The sequence below is a fragment of the Mariniluteicoccus endophyticus genome (assembly GCF_054780035.1).
On record NZ_BAAGXC010000032.1, the window covers coordinates 1 to 14522 of the forward strand.

The 14522-nt window shown below is 71.5% G+C and carries 16 protein-coding genes; 15 read left to right on the forward strand and 1 reads right to left on the reverse strand.

Annotated features, from left to right (window positions below; all coding sequences use genetic code 11):
* Positions 1-729: hypothetical protein (locus ACYVGD_RS14545; protein WP_460744500.1), on the reverse strand; the 729-nt coding region annotated here is incomplete at its 3' end.
* 3 nt (positions 730-732) lie between these two features.
* Between ACYVGD_RS14545 and ACYVGD_RS14550 the strand changes: the two genes are divergently transcribed.
* The 15 genes from ACYVGD_RS14550 to pafA all read left to right on the forward strand — a co-directional run bounded on the left by ACYVGD_RS14550 (position 733) and on the right by pafA (position 14466).
* The gene (locus ACYVGD_RS14550) at positions 733-1425 is read left to right on the forward strand and encodes a hypothetical protein (protein WP_460744501.1); all 693 of its coding nucleotides are present in this window, start codon (positions 733-735) and stop codon (positions 1423-1425) included.
* Positions 1418-2407: an HAD-IIA family hydrolase gene (locus ACYVGD_RS14555; RefSeq protein ID WP_460744502.1), complete on the forward strand. Its 990-nt coding sequence runs from the start codon at positions 1418-1420 to the stop codon at positions 2405-2407. Before ACYVGD_RS14550 ends, ACYVGD_RS14555 begins: the two co-directional genes overlap by 8 nt.
* Before the next feature lies 1 nt (position 2408).
* Positions 2409-2573: a hypothetical protein gene (locus ACYVGD_RS14560; protein WP_460744503.1), complete on the forward strand. Its 165-nt coding sequence runs from the start codon at positions 2409-2411 to the stop codon at positions 2571-2573.
* Entirely contained in the window at positions 2570-3286 is a 717-nt protein-coding gene (locus tag ACYVGD_RS14565; RefSeq protein WP_460744504.1) for a TlyA family RNA methyltransferase, read from the forward strand. Before ACYVGD_RS14560 ends, ACYVGD_RS14565 begins: the two co-directional genes overlap by 4 nt.
* A gap of 35 nt (positions 3287-3321) precedes the next feature.
* Positions 3322-4284: an NAD kinase gene (locus ACYVGD_RS14570; RefSeq protein WP_460744505.1), complete on the forward strand. Its 963-nt coding sequence runs from the start codon at positions 3322-3324 to the stop codon at positions 4282-4284.
* The gene (recN, locus tag ACYVGD_RS14575; RefSeq protein ID WP_460744506.1) at positions 4281-5969 is read left to right on the forward strand and encodes a DNA repair protein RecN; all 1689 of its coding nucleotides are present in this window, start codon (positions 4281-4283) and stop codon (positions 5967-5969) included. Before ACYVGD_RS14570 ends, recN begins: the two co-directional genes overlap by 4 nt.
* A gap of 11 nt (positions 5970-5980) precedes the next feature.
* Positions 5981-7666, forward strand: coding sequence for a CTP synthase (locus ACYVGD_RS14580; protein WP_460744507.1), 1686 nt, complete (start codon positions 5981-5983; stop codon positions 7664-7666).
* Positions 7663-8328: an NUDIX domain-containing protein gene (locus ACYVGD_RS14585; RefSeq protein WP_460744508.1), complete on the forward strand. Its 666-nt coding sequence runs from the start codon at positions 7663-7665 to the stop codon at positions 8326-8328. The genes ACYVGD_RS14580 and ACYVGD_RS14585 overlap by 4 nt, the downstream gene beginning before the upstream one ends.
* Positions 8325-9269 (forward strand): site-specific tyrosine recombinase XerD, encoded by a 945-nt coding sequence (gene xerD, locus ACYVGD_RS14590; protein WP_460744509.1) that lies wholly within the window; start codon positions 8325-8327, stop codon positions 9267-9269. Before ACYVGD_RS14585 ends, xerD begins: the two co-directional genes overlap by 4 nt.
* A gap of 131 nt (positions 9270-9400) precedes the next feature.
* Entirely contained in the window at positions 9401-10321 is a 921-nt protein-coding gene (locus ACYVGD_RS14595; protein WP_460744604.1) for a ParA family protein, read from the forward strand.
* Positions 10306-10653 carry a hypothetical protein gene (locus tag ACYVGD_RS14600; protein WP_460744510.1) on the forward strand — a complete coding sequence of 116 codons (348 nt, stop codon included), beginning with the start codon at positions 10306-10308 and terminating at the stop codon, positions 10651-10653. Before ACYVGD_RS14595 ends, ACYVGD_RS14600 begins: the two co-directional genes overlap by 16 nt.
* The gene (locus ACYVGD_RS14605; RefSeq protein WP_460744511.1) at positions 10650-11513 is read left to right on the forward strand and encodes a segregation and condensation protein A; all 864 of its coding nucleotides are present in this window, start codon (positions 10650-10652) and stop codon (positions 11511-11513) included. Before ACYVGD_RS14600 ends, ACYVGD_RS14605 begins: the two co-directional genes overlap by 4 nt.
* Positions 11510-12232 carry an SMC-Scp complex subunit ScpB gene (scpB, locus tag ACYVGD_RS14610; protein ID WP_460744512.1) on the forward strand — a complete coding sequence of 241 codons (723 nt, stop codon included), beginning with the start codon at positions 11510-11512 and terminating at the stop codon, positions 12230-12232. The genes ACYVGD_RS14605 and scpB overlap by 4 nt, the downstream gene beginning before the upstream one ends.
* Positions 12225-13040 (forward strand): pseudouridine synthase, encoded by an 816-nt coding sequence (locus ACYVGD_RS14615; RefSeq protein WP_460744513.1) that lies wholly within the window; start codon positions 12225-12227, stop codon positions 13038-13040. The genes scpB and ACYVGD_RS14615 overlap by 8 nt, the downstream gene beginning before the upstream one ends.
* A 4-nt stretch (positions 13041-13044) precedes the next feature.
* Positions 13045-14466: a Pup--protein ligase gene (gene pafA, locus ACYVGD_RS14620; protein WP_460744514.1), complete on the forward strand. Its 1422-nt coding sequence runs from the start codon at positions 13045-13047 to the stop codon at positions 14464-14466.
* Positions 14467-14522 lie beyond the last annotated feature (56 nt).

Consider the following 14522-nt stretch of genomic DNA (forward strand, 5'->3'; position numbering starts at 1 on the left):
GTCGCCGGACAAACACACAGAACCCGTGAGGGCCAACCCTGGTTGGCCCTCACGGGTGTTTTTGCATGCCCGCACCCTTGTCGTGCGGCCTACGGGCCGGACCTGGGCCCTGAACCGGCGGGCTCCTCGCTCGGTGACGCCCTGCCTGCCTGCGCGGAGAGGAGAAGAACTCGCGTCGGAGTTGGACGAGCGGCGCCGGTCCGGCAGGATTGTCGGGTGAGCGAGAACCAGTCCGACCCCCGCCCGGAGCGCGAAGAGCGCGGAAACGACCGACGGGGTGAATTCGACCGGGGTGGCCAGAGCCGGCCGCGTCGCGTCGATCGTGGTGCCAGCCGAGGTCGCCGTGATGACGGCAGCAGCGACCGTGGCCGGTTCAAGCGCGACGACCGTGGCGGGAATCGTCGTGGCGGCGACCGTCGCGATGATCGCGGTGGTGAACGCCGTGGAGGGCCCAACCGCGACAGCCGCGGTGGCGAGCTCCGCGGTGGGTTCAACCGAGACGACCGGCGCGGACCCCGCGAGGAGCGCGAAGGGAAGTACGTGCCGCCGGGCCTGGAGAAGCGGGACGACGAGCCAGAGCTGCCTCAGGGGCTCGACCTGCGTGAGCTGCCGCGTGGCGTACGCGCCGAGCTGCGTGGGCTCTCGGGTGACCTCGCGGACCAGGTCGGACCGCACCTGATGATGGCCGGCCTCGTGATCGACGAGGATCCGCAGCTGGCGTACCGTCACGCGATGGTTGCTCGCCGCCTCGCCTCGCGGCTGCCCGTGGTGCGAGCCGCGGCTGCCGAGACCGCGTACGCGGCGGAGGAGTACCAGACGGCCCTCAGCGAGTTCCGCGCCCTGCGCCGGATGACGGGTGACCAGGAGTTCCTGCCGGTGATGGCAGACTGCGAACGTGCCCTGGGTCGGCCCGAGGAGGCCCTGGAGATCGCGCGCGAGGCGGCGAAGCTGGAGCTGGAACCGGCGACCCGCGTGGAGATGCGCATCGTCGAGGCCGGCGCCCGCTCCGACATGGGACAGCGCAACGAGGCCCTGCGCCTCCTGCGCGGCGAGATCCAGGCGACCAACAAGGGCGCGGTGCCGCCGGGGGCACGGGCGCGGGTGCGCTACGCGTACGCGGACCTGCTGCTGGCCGGCGGGGACGAGGCCGCTGCGCGCGACTGGTTCCAGGCCGCGGCGCAGCTGGACGTCGACCACGGCACCGACGCCGCCGACCGCGTCGCCGCTCTGGACGGGTTCGTCCTCGAGTACGACGAGTCTGAGGAGTACGACGACCGCGAGGAGGTCGACTCGCACGGGGACGAGGGCGCGGGCTCCGACGGTGACGTGGTCTCCGGCGATGAGAACCCCGTGGCCGACCGCGCCGAGGAGGACGTGGCGGCTCCGGCCCGTCACGTCGACGAGAAGGACGACTTCGATGAGTGACGCGCTGGTGACCGCGTACGACGTGGCGCTGTTCGACCTCGACGGCGTGATCTACCTGGGCCCGGCGCCCGTCGAGGGGGCCGCCGAGGGTGTCGCAGTGCTGCGCACACGCGGCGTGCGTGTGGGGTTCGTCACCAACAACGCGGCCCGCACCCCCGACCAGGTGGCCGCGCACCTCAGCGAGCTGGGCGTGGCGGCGACGGCAGCGGACGTGGTGACCTCGTCGCAGGCCGGGGCACGGGTCCTGGCTGACCGCCTGCCGGCAGGTTCTGCGGTGTTGGTCGTGGGGACCGATGCGCTGCGCGCCGAGGTCGAGAAGGTCGGGCTCCGCTGCGTCGAGAGGGCCGACGACCGGCCGGCCGCCGTGATCCAGGGCTACCACCCGCAGCTGCCGTGGCCGCTGATCGACGAGGCCGCCCATGCGATCCAGGCCGGTGCGCTGTGGGTGGCCACCAACACCGACGCCACCCGGCCCACCGACCGCGGCCTCGTGGCCGGCGCGGGCGCCCAGATCGGCGCCCTGCGCAACGCCGTGGACGTCGACCCAGTGGTCGCGGGCAAGCCCCACGCGCCGCTGATGGATGAGTCCGCGCGCAGGCTGGAGGCCCAGCACGCGATCTTCGTCGGCGACCGGCTCGACACCGACGTCGACGGCGCCGCGGGGATCGGGATGGACAGCCTGTTCGTCTTCACCGGCGCGCACGGCAAGCACGACCTGCTGGAGGCGGCGAACCAGCCGACCTACCTCGGCCACGACCTCCGCGCGCTCCTCGAGCCCGCCCGCTACGCGGTCGTCGAGGCGGATGTCGCGCGCTGTGGTCACGCGACGGCCCGCATCGACGGGACGACCGTCGTCGTGGACGGCGCGGGGGACACCCGTGATTCCCAGCTCGACGCGCTGCGCTGCGTTCTGGCCCTCGTCTCCCGCGACAGGGACCTCGACGGCACCGCGGCCGTGGACACGCTCGACCAGGTGCGCTGACATGGTCGACCAACCGCCCCAGACCGGCCACGCCGAGATCGACGCTGCGCTCCAGCGGCTCGCCGACCTCGACGAGCTCGACCTCGCGTCGCACCACGAGCGGCTCGCATCGGCCCACGAGGTCCTCCACGCCGCCCTCGACGAGGCGACCCGACCGCGCGGATGAGACTCGACCAGGCGCTGGTCGCACGCGGGCTCGCCCGCTCGCGCACGCACGCCCAGACCCTCCTCGCCGACCAGCGCGTACGCGTGGAGGGGCGTATCGTCACCAAGGCCTCCGCCCTGGTCGATGAGAGCCATCGACTGGACGTCGACGACGACGGCTGGGTGTCGCGGGCGGCGTACAAGCTGCTGGGTGTGCTGGACGACACCGGTCTGGCGGTGCCCCCACGCTGCCTGGACGCGGGGTCGTCGACCGGGGGCTTCACGCAGGTGCTCCTGTCCCGGGGAGCCAGCCGCGTCTACGCCGTCGACGTCGGCACCGACCAGCTCGCGCCGGTCCTGCGGGACGACCCCCACGTCGAGGTGCACGAGCAGACCAACCTGCGCGACCTGACCCTCGCCCACGTGGGTGGCGACCCGGTCGACCTCGTGGTGGCGGACGTCTCCTTCATCTCGCTCACCCTGCTGCTCGAACCGGTCCTGGGCGTGGTCGCCGACACCGGTGCCGCCCTGCTCATGGTCAAGCCCCAGTTCGAAGTGGGGCGCGAACGGTTGGGGCGTGGCGGGGTCGTCACCGATCCCGCGCTGCGGGAGGAGGCCGTCACCACGGTCGTCGTCGCCGCCGAGGCCCTGGGCTGGTCCTGCCTCGGATGCCACGAGAGCCACCTCCCGGGCCCCGCCGGAAACGTCGAGACGTTCGTCCACCTGTCCAGGTGAGGTCCGGTCCGTCGGGTCTGTCTGGGCGGGTCGATATGCTTCCTCGGGTGACGAGCCCCAACCCCGACGAGACGGTCCACCACGGGCGCCGGGTGGCTGTGCTCACCCACATCCACCGCCCCGAGGCCGTCGAGGCCGCCCGTCGCTTCGTGGCCAGTCTCACGTCCGAGGACATCACGGTCCTCATGCCGCGCTTCGACATCGACCAGATGGGCGACGTGCCCCAGGCGCGGTCGCTCGAGGACCACGGCGCCGGCCCCATCGAGCTCGCCGTCGTGTTCGGCGGCGACGGGACGATCCTGCGGGCCGCCGAGTGGGTGCTCGCCCGCGACATCCCCATGTTGGGCGTCAACCTCGGCCATGTGGGGTTCCTGGCCGAGGCCGAGTCACACGAGATCGACCAGGTCGTCGACCAGGTCATCGCCCGCAGCTGGACGGTCGAGGAACGCCTGACCGCCCGCGTCCGCGTCTTCGACGGCCCCGGCGGCGACCCCGTGTGGGAGTCGTACGCGGTCAACGAGGTCTCCATCGAGAAGGCCGCGCGCGAGCGCATGCTCGAGGTCGTCGTGGCCATCGACGATCGTCCCCTGTCGCGCTGGGGCTGCGACGGCGTGCTCGTCGCGACGCCTACGGGCTCGACCGCGTACGCGTTCTCGGCAGGCGGCCCCGTCATGTGGCCGGGCGTCGAGGCCCTGCTGGTGGTGCCCATCTCGGCCCACGCCCTGTTCGCGCGCCCCATGGTCATCAGCCCCCGCACCTCGGTGCGCGTCCGCCTGCTGGAGAGCACCGACGCCCACGGCGTGGTCTGGTGCGACGGTCGACGCTCGTTCGACCTCAGCGCCCCGATGGAGATCGAGGTCGACATGCACACCCACCCGCTGCGCCTCGCCCGCTTGTCCCCGGCTCCGTTCACCGACCGCCTCGTGCGCAAGTTCGGCCTCCGCGTGGAGGGCTGGCGCGGGGCCGCCGAGAGCACCGTGGGCCAGGAGGCCCCGTGATCACCGAGCTCCGGATCGCCAATCTGGGCGTCATCGACTCCGCGACCCTCGAGCCCTCACCCGGACTCACCGCCCTCACGGGCGAGACCGGGGCCGGCAAGACCATGGTCGTGACCAGCCTCGGGCTACTCCTGGGCGAACGCTCCGACTCCGGCGTCGTCCGCCGCGGCGCCGACCGCGCCCGGGTCGAAGGCACGTTCGCCGCCGTGCCGGCCGCCGTCTCCTACCGGGTCGCCGAAGCCGGGGGAGAGGTCGACGACGGAGAGCTGATCGTCGCGCGTGTGGTCGGGGGCGGCCGCTCGCGGTCGGTCGTCGGTGGGGCCGGCGTACCCGTCTCACTCGCCGGCGAGATCGCCGAGCGTCTCATCACGATCCACGGCCAGTCCGAACAGGTCAGGCTCGCGCGTCCCGAGCGCCAGCGCGAGATCCTCGACCGCTACGCCGGCGAGGCGCTCGCGGCGCTCATGACCCCGTACGCCGAGGCGTACGCCGAACGCACCCGCCTGCGCGCCGAGCTGGACGACCTGCGTACGCACGCCCGCGAACGGGCCCGCGAGGCCGACGTGCTGCGCTTCGGGCTGGAGGAGATCGAGAAGGTCGACCCGAAGCCGGGCGAGGACGCCGAGCTTGCCGCCGAGGCCCAACGCCTGCAGGCCGTCGACGACCTGCGGCTCGCCGCACACCGTGCGTCCGCCGCGCTGTCGGGCGACGAGGACGACCTCGACGCGCCCTCGACGCTTGCGCTGGCGTCCGAGGCCGGCAAGGCGCTCGACCAGGCCGCCGCGACCGACGAGACGGTCCGCCCGCTGGCCGACCGCGCCCGCGAGGTGAGCGTGCTGGCCTCCGAGCTCGCCGGCGACGTGGCCGCCTACCTCGCCGACCTCGAGGCCGATCCGGCCAGGCTCGAGTGGATCGCGGAGCGCCGCGCCGCACTGCAGGGCCTCACCCGGAAATACGGTGAGGACGTCGACGCGGTGCTCGCCTGGGCCGCCGACGCCGCCCAGCGCCTGGGGGGCCTCGACGGCGACGACGCCCGCATCGTCGAGATCGAGACACGTCTCGCCGAGCTCGACACGACCGTCGCCGACCTTGCCGGCCGGATCCACGAAGTGCGCGGGGCCGCTGCCGACCGGCTCGCCACGTCCGTCCAGGTGGAACTGGCGGCCCTGGCCATGCCCCATGCCAGACTCGGCTTCGCCCTCACCCCGCTGCCCGAGCCCGGCCCCCACGGCGGCGATCAGGTGGTCCTCCAGTTCACCGCGAACCCCGGATCCGAACCGCGCCCGCTCGCCCGCGCGGCCTCCGGCGGTGAGCTGTCCCGCATCAGACTCGCCCTCGAGGTCGTCCTCGCCGACGAGGACCCCGCCCAGACCCTGGTCTTCGACGAGGTCGACGCGGGCGTCGGCGGCGCCGTCGCCGTGGAGATCGGACGCCGGCTCGCCCGCCTGTCGAAGACGTCCCAGGTCGTCGTCGTCACCCATCTCGCCCAGGTGGCGGCATTCGCCGACACCCACCTCGTCGTCCAGAAGTCATCGGACGGCCAGGTCACGACCTCCGGTGTGCGCCGGGTCGACGGTCCCGAGCGGGAGGCCGAGCTCGCCCGCATGATGGCTGGTCTCTCCGCCAGCGACACCGCCACCGCCCACGCCCGCGAGCTGCTGGCCGAGGCGAACGAATCACGATAGGTTGGAACCCCGTGGGAAGCCCAAAAGTGACCAAGCACGTGTTCGTGACCGGAGGCGTCGCCTCCTCGCTCGGCAAGGGGCTCACGGCCTCCAGTCTGGGCAGCCTGCTCATCGCGCGAGGTCTGCGGGTGACGATGCAGAAGCTCGACCCCTATCTCAACGTGGACCCGGGGACGATGAACCCGTTCCAGCACGGTGAGGTCTTCGTGACCGAGGACGGCGCCGAGACCGACCTCGACATCGGCCACTACGAGCGATTCCTCGACGTGAACCTCAGCGGCGAAGCCAACGTGACGACCGGAAAGGTCTACTCCAACGTCATCGCGAAGGAACGTCGGGGCGAGTTCCTCGGCGACACCGTCCAGGTGATCCCTCACATCACGAACGAGATCAAGGACGAGATGCTCGCCATGGGTGGGCCCGACATCGACGTCGTCATCCATGAGATCGGCGGCACCGTCGGCGACATCGAGTCGCTGCCGTTCCTCGAGGCCGCGCGCCAGGCCCGTCGTGACGTGGGTCGCGAGAACGCCTTCTTCCTCCACGTCTCCCTGGTGCCGTTCATCGGCCCCTCGAAGGAGCTGAAGACCAAGCCGACCCAGCACTCGGTCGCCCAGCTGCGCCAGGTCGGCCTCCAGCCCGATGCCATCGTGTGCCGCGCCGACCGCGACCTGCCCGACGGCATCAAGAACAAGATCGCCCTCATGTGCGACGTCGACGAGGAGGCCGTGGTCACCGCGTTCGACGCCCCGTCGATCTACGACATCCCGCGCGTCATCCACGCTGAGGGTCTGGACGCGTATGTGGTGCGCAAGCTCGACCTGCCCTTCCGCGACGTCGACTGGAAGCGTTGGGACGACCTGCTCGACCGGGTCCACAACCCCACCGACGAGGTCACGATCGCGCTGGTCGGGAAATACGTCGACCTGCCCGACGCCTACCTGTCGGTCGTCGAGGCGCTGCGTGCTGGCGGCTTCCACCACCGCACGAAGGTCCACATCCGCTGGGTGGAGTCCGACGCGTGCGAGACGCCGGAGGGCGCCCGGACCCAGCTCGCCGACGTCGATGGCGTCTGCGTCCCGGGCGGCTTCGGGATCCGGGGCGTCGAGGGCAAGCTCGGCGCCATCCGGTATGCCCGCGAGCAGAAGGTCCCGATCCTCGGCCTGTGCCTCGGCCTGCAGTGCATGGTCATGGAGGTCGCCCGAGACCTGGCGGGCCTCGAGGGGGCGGCCTCGACCGAGTTCGAACCCGACACCGAGTTCCCCGTCGTCGCCACCATGGCCGAGCAGGAACACATCGTCTCGGGCGAGGGCGACATGGGCGGAACGATGCGTCTGGGCTCCTACGACGCCGACCTGAGGCGCGGCTCGGTCGTCGCGGGGCTGTACGGCGTCCACCGCGTCAGCGAACGACACCGCCATCGCTACGAGGTGAACAACGCCTACCGCGAACAGCTCGAGGCCGCCGGCCTCGTCATCTCGGGCACCAGCCCCGACGGCCACCTGGTCGAGTTCGTCGAGCTCCCGGCCAAGATCCACCCGTTCTTCGTCGCCACGCAGGCCCACCCCGAGCTCAAGTCGCGTCCGACCAAGGCCCACCCGCTGTTCGCGGGCCTCGTCAGCGCGGCCCTGCGCAACAAGGCCAGCAGCCCGCTGCCGGTCGACGAGGAGCCCGACGAGACAGATGAGGACGCATGATCGACCTGCCCCGCCTCACCGGCGCCGACGTGCGTGACGAGCCCACCGCCTGGCCCGTCAACGACCGCGAGACACTGGCGACCGGGGGGGTGGCTTCGTTCGTGCGCGACGCGATCACCACACCCTCGGGGGAGAACATCCGCCGTGAGTGGTTGCGCCACCCGGGCGCCGTCGGCGTCATCGCGCTCGACGACCACGGCCACGTCGTGGTCGTGCGGCAATACCGTCACCCCTCCGGCCACACGTGCATCGAGCCCCCCGCCGGCCTGCTCGACGCCGAGGGGGAGTCGTACGCCGACGCCGCGGCCCGCGAGCTCGCCGAAGAGGCCCGCCTGAGCGCCGACCACTGGCGCGTGCTGGTCGATCTGTGGACCTCGCCGGGCGCCGGCGACGAGGCCGTCCGCATCTTCCTGGCCACCGGCCTCCACGAGGTCGAGCGCCCCGGCGGATTCGTCCTCGCCGGCGAGGAGGCCCACATGGACCTCTTCCGCGTCCCGGTCGACGACCTGCTGGACGCGATCCTGAGTGGTCGTGTCTCCAACCCCCTCCTGGTGGCCGGCACGCTGGCGCTGCATGCGGCCCGCGACCGCATCGAGACCCTCCGACCCGCCGACGCCCCGTGGCCGGCGCGGGACGAGCGCGCCGGGAACCGAGGGCGATGAGCGACGAGGTCGAGCGCTTCGTCCGGAGCTACCTCGACCACCTCACGGTCGAGCGCGGCGTGTCGGCCAACACGGCGTCGGCCTACCGTCGAGACCTCACCCGCTACGCGGAATTCCTCGACGGCCGCGGCGTGCGGTCCGTCGTCGACGTCACCACGCCAGACGTGACGGCCTTCTCGGCCCACCTCGCCACCGGTGACGGGACCCGGGGGCCGCTGGCTCCGGCCAGCATCGCCCGCGCGGTCGTCGCCGTCCGCAGCCTGCACCGCTTCGCGGTCGAGGAGGGCGTCACGGCCGACGACCCGGCCGCCACCGTCACCCCGCCGCAGCCCGGCAAGCGCCTGCCGAAGGCACTGTCGATCGGCCAGGTGCAGCAGCTGCTCGACGCGCCCGACCGGGACACGCCGAAGGGCCTGCGCGACGCCGCGCTGCTGGAGCTGCTGTACGGCACCGGCGCCCGCATCTCCGAGGTCTGCGACCTGGACGTCGACGACCTCGAACGACTCCTCGACACCGCCGTCGGCTCGACCGCCGGACTGCGCCTGATCGGCAAGGGCGACAAGGAACGCATCGTGCCACTGGGCAGCTATGCGCGGGACGCCGTGTCGGCGTGGCTGACGCGGGGGAGGGCGGTGTACGCGCAGCGCGCGACCCGCACCACGCCGGCGCTCCTGCTGAACTCGCGGGGCGGGCGGCTGAGTCGCCAGAGCGCCTGGAACGTCCTGCGGGAGCAGGCGGCGGCGATCGAGCTCGACATGGCGATCTCGCCCCACACCCTGCGCCACTCGTTCGCCACGCACCTGCTCGACGGTGGCGCCGACGTGCGCGTCGTCCAGGAGCTGCTGGGCCACGCCTCGGTGACCACGACACAGATCTACACGATGGTCACCGTCGACCATCTCCGCGAGACCTATCTGACTTCACACCCGAGGGCGTACTAGGCTCGGGCGACGAGCATCCCGGGAGACCGGGAGCGCGACGCACGTAGCGACCGGAGGGGACCACCGTGACGGACGAGCACACCCGTGCCGACCAGGCAGCGCCCACGCACCAGGGACACGACACGCCCGGAGTGGGCGACGACGGTGCGCTGTTCACGGTGCCGCCCCTGCCCAAGCCCGACGAGACCCCCAACGCCGAGCCGACGATCGTGCTCGGCCCGACGGGTCGCCCGGTGCCCGAGCTGGCCGAACCCGGCCCGCCGCCGCCCGGACCCAAGCGGGCCCAGATCATCGCGATGTGCAACCAGAAGGGTGGCGTCGGCAAGACGACGACCACGATCAACCTGGGTGCGGCGCTGGTCGAGACCGGGCGACGCGTCCTGCTGGTCGACTTCGACCCGCAGGGCTCCCTCTCGGTCGGCCTCGGGGTGAACCCGCACACCCTGGAGCTGTCCATCTACAACGTCCTGCTGGAGCGCGACGTCGACATCCACGACGTCATCGACACCTCGACCATTGAGGGCCTCGACGTGCTGCCGTCCAACATCGACCTGTCGGCGGCAGAGATCCAGCTGGTGTCCGAGGTCGCTCGTGAGCAGATCCTCGCGCGCGCCCTCGACAAGGTCCGTTCGGAGTACGATGTGATCCTGATCGACTGCGCGCCGAGCCTGGGCCTGCTGACGATCAACGCGCTGACGGCAGCGGACGGGGTGATCATGCCGCTCGAGTGCGAATTCTTCGCGTTGCGCGGTATTGCACTTCTTACCGATACAATCCATAAGGTCCAGGAACGGCTGAATCCCCAGCTGGAGATCATCGGCATCCTCGGAACGATGTACGACGCGCGAACGCTGCACAGCCGTGAGGTGCTCGACCGGGTCGTCCAGGCGTTCGGGGACACGGTGTTCCACACGGTGATTCGTCGCACCATCAAGTTTCCCGAGACAACCGTCGCGGGAGAACCGATCACCACATACGCTTCGTCCTCGCCAGGGGCGGAGGCTTATCGATCACTGGCCCGTGAGGTGTTGAACCGATGCCGCGCAAGCTGAGCGTCCCCGGAACGTCCGACCTCCTTCGTGGAGGCGCCGAGTCTGCCGAGATCACCGCGGATCCGCAGCCGTCGGCCGCACAGATCGCAGCGGAGGTGCCGACGCGCCGGTCGTCATCGACCGGCCGTGTGCGCCACGACGAGAAGATCACCGTCTATGTCTCCCGCGACGAGCTCGTGCGGCTCGAGCAGGCGCGCCTGACGCTGCGCGCCGAGCACTCGCTGGCCGTCGACCGCGGCCGCATCGTGCGCGAGGCCGTCGCGTACATGCTCGACGATCTGCAGGCGTCGGGCGAGGACAGCGAGCTGGTGCGTCGCCTCAGCGACTCGTGACCCGCGAACCCGGCGCCGACCAGGCGTCGGCGCCGGAGTTCACCCTGCACCTCGACAATTTCGAGGGGCCCTTCGACCTGTTGCTCCAGCTGATCGCCAAGCACCGCCTCGACATCACCCAGGTGGCGCTGTCACAGGTCACCGACGAGTTCATCGCCCACATCCGCGCCGCCGGCGACGCCTGGGACCTCGAACAGACGAGCCACTTCGTGCTCGTCGCAGCCACCCTGCTCGACCTCAAGGCCGCCCGGCTCATCCCCAGCGGCGAGGTCGAGGACCCAGAGGACCTCGCGCTGCTCGAGGCGCGCGACCTGTTGTTCGCGCGCCTGCTGCAGTACCGGGCGTTCAAGGAGGTCGCGGGCTGGCTGGCCGGTGTCCTCGAGGCCGAGGGCGCCCGGTTCGCGCGACCCGGCGGGCTCGAACCGCAGTTCGCGGCGCTCCTGCCCGAGGTGACGATCAACGTCTCCTGGGAACGGTTCGCCCAGATCGCCGCAGGGGCGATGGCTCCCAAGGAGGTCGCCCAGGTTTCTCTGGCCCACCTGCACGCCCCGCGGGTCTCGGTTCGCGAGCAGGCCCAGGTCGTGGTCGAGCGACTACGCCGCTCCGGGACCCTGTCGTTTCGTGCCCTCACCGGCGACTCACCCGACCGGCTCACGACCGTCTGCCGGTTCCTCGCCCTGCTCGAGCTGTTCCGTGAGCGGGCCGTCACGTTCGAGCAGATCACCCCGCTGGGCGAGCTCAGCATCCGGTGGAGCGGAGACGACGACACCGACCTCGAGATCTCCGACGAGTTCGACCGGGCCGCCGGAGAGGTCGACGACGAGGACGAGCCCGCCAGACCTGACGAGGAGCAACCGTGACCGACACGCCCGACCACCCCATCGAGCTCGACGACCCCACCCTCGAAGGGGCGCTGGAAGCCCTTCTCCTGATGGCCGACGAGGCCATGGCCGCCACGACGCTGGCCGAGGCCACGCGCACGCCGGTCGACCGGGTGACCGCCGCGCTGGGCCGCCTCGCCGCCTTCTACGACGAACACCGTCGCGGGTTCGAGCTGCGGCACGTCGGCGGTGGCTGGCGCTTCTGGACGCGCGCCGAGCACGCGGCGCTCATCTCGCACTGGGTCCTCGACGGGCAGCAGGCGCGCCTGTCGCAGGCCGCCCTGGAGACGCTGTCCGTCATCGCCTACCTGCAGCCGATCTCGCGCGCCCGCGTCTCGGCGGTCCGCGGCGTGAACGTCGACGGCGTGGTGCGCACGCTCGTCGCCCGCGGCCTCATCGAGGAGGCCGGGCACGACGAGCAGTCGGGGGCTGTGGTGTTCCGGACCACCGACCACTTCCTCGAGCGCATGGGGATGTCCTCGCTCGGACAACTGCCGGCGCTGGCGCCGCACCTGCCCGACGCCACCGACCTCGAGGCCGAGCTCGGACGCCTCGCCGAACCCGGCGTACGCGGCGCCGACGGCACCCCGGGCGAGCCGGGTTCGCCGCAGGAGGGCGTAACGGGGGAGAATGGGGATTCAGCCGCGATGCCTGGGGAGGCAGGCGGCACCGCCGAGCATGAGAGCGCAGATGACTGAGCACGAACGCCACGAGCACGAACACCACGAGCACGAACACCTCGAGCACGAACACCTCGAGCAGCACACCGACGAGCCGCAGGGCATCCGCCTGCAGAAGGTGCTCGCCCAGGCCGGAGTGGCCTCCCGCCGCGCCGCCGAGAACCTCATCCACGAGGGTCGCGTCGAGGTCAATGGAAGGCCAGTGACCGAGCAGGGCCTACGCGTCGACCCCGAGCGGGACACGATCCGCGTCGACGGTTCACGCATCCCGCCGCAGCGCCGCCACGTCTACTACGTGCTGAACAAGCCGCGCGGCGTGATCTCGACGATGGACGACCCTGAGGGCCGCCCGACGCTGGCCGAATACCTGCCACGCAACGCGCCGCGGCTGTTCCACGTGGGCCGGCTCGACGGCGAGACCACCGGTCTGCTGATCATGACCAACGACGGCGACATGGCCCAGCGCCTGTCCCACCCGTCCTACGAGGTCACCAAGACCTACCTGGCCGAGGTCGAGGGGATCATGGACAACCACGCCCTCAAGCGCCTCGAAAAGGGCGTGACGCTCGAGGATGGCTTCGTCCGTGCCGACAAGGTGAAGCTCGTCGGCCGCAACCCCGGCCTCAACAAGACGTTGCTGCAGGTCGCGCTCCACTCCGGGGCGAACCGCATCGTTCGCCGTATGCTCGACTCCGTGGGACACCCCGTCGACAAGCTCTCCCGCATCGGCTTCGGGCCGGTGCGCCTGGGCAACCTCCCGATCGGCGAGATGCGCGAGCTCACCCGCGAGGAGATCGGCTCCCTGCTAGACTCGGCGAAGCTCTGAGCCCGTGGCCCGCCTGCCCCGCCGCGTGTACGGCATCGAGACCGAGCTCGGTGTCGTGTGCACCTCGCGCGGGCAGCGGCGCCTGACCTCCGACGAGGTCGCCCGCCACCTGTTCCGCACCGTCGTCGCCTGGGGGCGTTCGTCGAACGTGTTCCTCCGCAACGGCTCGCGGGTCTATCTCGACGTGGGCTCCCACCCCGAGTACGCCACCGCCGAGTGCGACGACCTGCTCGACCTCGTCGCCCACGACCGCGCCGGGGAGGAGACGGTGCTCGAACTGGCGCGCACCTCGCAGGAGCGCCTGACCGACGACGGCGTCATCGGCGACATCTTCCTGTTCAAGAACAACACCGACAGCCACGGCAACTCCTACGGCTGCCACGAGAACTACCTGATCGGGCGGGCGGGGGAGTTCGTCGACGTCGCCAGCCCGCTGCTGCCGTTCCTCGTGTCGCGCCAGCTCGTGTGCGGCGCCGGCAAGATCCTGCCCGGCGGAACCTATGTCGTCAGCCAGCGCGCCGACCACATGTGGGACGGGGTCTCGTCGGCCACCACGCGCAGCCGCCCGATGATCAACACCCGCGACGAGCCGCACGCCGCCCCGTCGCGCTGGCGCCGCCTTCACGTCATCGTGGGCGACTCGAACATGTGTGAGACCTCGACCCTGGTCAAGGTCGGGGCCACCGAGCTCGTGCTCCGGCTGATCGAATCCGGCGCCGCCCTGCGCGACCTCACACTCGAGAACCCGGCCAAGGCCATCCGCGACCTCAGCCGCGACCGGTGGGGGCGTACGCCGGTCCCGCTCGCCAATGGGCGCACCGTCACCGGCCTGGAGATGCAGCAGATCTTCTGCGAGGCGGCGCGCGCGATGGCCGACCGGGAGGGCTCGCCGGGACCGGTGCTCGAGCGGGTGCTGGAACGCTGGGAGACCTACCTGGCCGCGCTCGAGGCCCGCGACCTCGCACCGCTGGAGCGGGAGGTCGACTGGGCCATCAAGCAGCGGCTGCTGGAGCGGTACGCCGACCGTCACGGCCTGGGCTGGGACGACCCGCGCATGGCGCAGATCGACCTCGCGTACCACGACCTCCTGCCCGGGCGCGGCCTGTTCCGCATCCTCGAGAGCCGCGGTGCGGTCGCCCGCGAGGTTGACGACGAGCGCGTGCGCAGGGCCATGACGATCCCGCCCCAGACCACCCGCGCCCGCCTGCGCGGCGACTTCATCGCCGCGGCCCAGGCGGCCGGCGTCGACTACACCGTCGACTGGGTGTCGCTGAAGGTGAACGACTCACCCGCCCACCCCTGGGACGGGGCGCCGCGCATGGGGCCGGGCCTCACCACACCGGTGGCGTGCCGCGACCCGCTCGCCGCGACCGACGAGCGTGTCGACCGGTTGCTCGACGGTCTCGCGGCGATGCCACGGCGCTGACGCCCGCTCGGCGCCAGCCGCAGGCGCACTCGCGTCGGGTACGGTGGCCGATGGAC

Excerpts from the sequence above, each read along its gene's own strand:
- ACYVGD_RS14615 (WP_460744513.1), top strand. The coding sequence starts at position 12,225 with ATGACTGAGCACGAACGCCACGAGCACGAACACCACGAGCACGAACAC.
- ACYVGD_RS14585 (WP_460744508.1), top strand. The coding sequence starts at position 7,663 with ATGATCGACCTGCCCCGCCTCACCGGCGCCGACGTGCGTGACGAGCCC.
- ACYVGD_RS14550 (WP_460744501.1), top strand. The coding sequence starts at position 733 with ATGGTTGCTCGCCGCCTCGCCTCGCGGCTGCCCGTGGTGCGAGCCGCG.
- ACYVGD_RS14600 (WP_460744510.1), top strand. The coding sequence starts at position 10,306 with ATGCCGCGCAAGCTGAGCGTCCCCGGAACGTCCGACCTCCTTCGTGGA.
- xerD (WP_460744509.1), top strand. The coding sequence starts at position 8,325 with ATGAGCGACGAGGTCGAGCGCTTCGTCCGGAGCTACCTCGACCACCTC.
- ACYVGD_RS14570 (WP_460744505.1), top strand. The coding sequence starts at position 3,322 with ATGCTTCCTCGGGTGACGAGCCCCAACCCCGACGAGACGGTCCACCAC.
- ACYVGD_RS14565 (WP_460744504.1), top strand. The coding sequence starts at position 2,570 with ATGAGACTCGACCAGGCGCTGGTCGCACGCGGGCTCGCCCGCTCGCGC.
- ACYVGD_RS14555 (WP_460744502.1), top strand. The coding sequence starts at position 1,418 with ATGAGTGACGCGCTGGTGACCGCGTACGACGTGGCGCTGTTCGACCTC.
- ACYVGD_RS14560 (WP_460744503.1), top strand. The coding sequence starts at position 2,409 with ATGGTCGACCAACCGCCCCAGACCGGCCACGCCGAGATCGACGCTGCG.